General features: G+C 62.0%; 2 protein-coding genes. Both read left to right on the forward strand.

Features of this window, described 5'->3' with window-relative positions; genetic code table 11:
* Positions 1 to 618: fumarylacetoacetate hydrolase family protein (locus ACZ60B_RS43055; protein WP_469397598.1), on the forward strand; the 618-nt coding region annotated here is incomplete at its 5' end.
* Positions 615 to 1,096 (forward strand): aldehyde dehydrogenase family protein (locus ACZ60B_RS43060; protein ID WP_469397602.1); only part of this gene is annotated, 482 nt, incomplete at its 3' end. The genes ACZ60B_RS43055 and ACZ60B_RS43060, both read left to right, overlap by 4 nt.

The following is a 1,096-nucleotide window of genomic DNA, read 5'->3' on the forward strand; positions in this document are numbered from 1 at the left end:
GGGCTGAACTATGCCGACCACGCCAGCGAGCTGGAGTTCAAGGCGCCGGAAGAGCCGCTGGTGTTCCTCAAGGCGCCGAACACCCTGACCGGCCACCGTCAGGTGTCGGTACGCCCGGCCGGCGTGGAGTACATGCATTACGAAGCCGAGCTGGTGGCGGTGATCGGCAAGACCGCGCGCAACGTCAGCCGTGAGCACGCCATGGAGTACGTGGCGGGCTACACCCTGTGCAACGACTACGCCATCCGCGATTACCTGGAGAACTACTACCGGCCGAATCTGCGGGTGAAGAGCCGCGATACCCTAACGCCGATCGGGCCGTACATCGTCGATCGCGACGACGTCGCCGATCCGCACCGGCTGGCGCTCAGCACCTATGTCAACGGTGAGCTGCGTCAGCGCGGCAGCACCGCCGACATGATTTTCGACATTCCGTTCCTGATCGCCTACCTGAGCGAATTCATGACGCTGCAGCCGGGCGACATGATCGCCACCGGCACGCCGAAAGGGCTGGCCGACGTGCAGCCGGGCGATGAAGTGGTGGTGGAGATCGAAGGCATCGGCCGTTTGGTTAACCACATTATCAGTGAAAAAGATTACGAGGAAAGCCTGCGATGAAAACCATCAACCACTGGATTAACGGCAAGAACGTCGCCAGCAAAGAGTATTTCACCACCACCAACCCGGCGAACGGCGAGGTGCTGGCGGAAGTGGCCTCCGGCGGTCAGCTGGAGATAGACCAGGCGGTGGCCGCGGCGAAAGAGGCGTTCCCCAAGTGGGCGAATACGCCGATGAAAGAGCGCGCGCGCCTGATGCGCCGTTTGGGTGAACTGATCGACCAGAACGTGCCGCAGATCGCCGAACTGGAAACCGCCGACACCGGCCTGCCGATCCACCAGACCAAAAACGTGCTGATCCCGCGCGCTTCGCACAACTTCGAGTTCTTCGCCGAGGTGTGCCAGCAGATGAACGGCAAGACCTACCCGGTGGACGACAAAATGCTCAACTACACGCTGGTGCAGCCGGTAGGGGTATGCGCGCTGGTATCGCCGTGGAACGTGCCGTTCATGACCGCCACCTGGAAAACCGCGCCTTG

Source organism: Streptomyces sp. NPDC104096 (assembly GCF_055584385.1).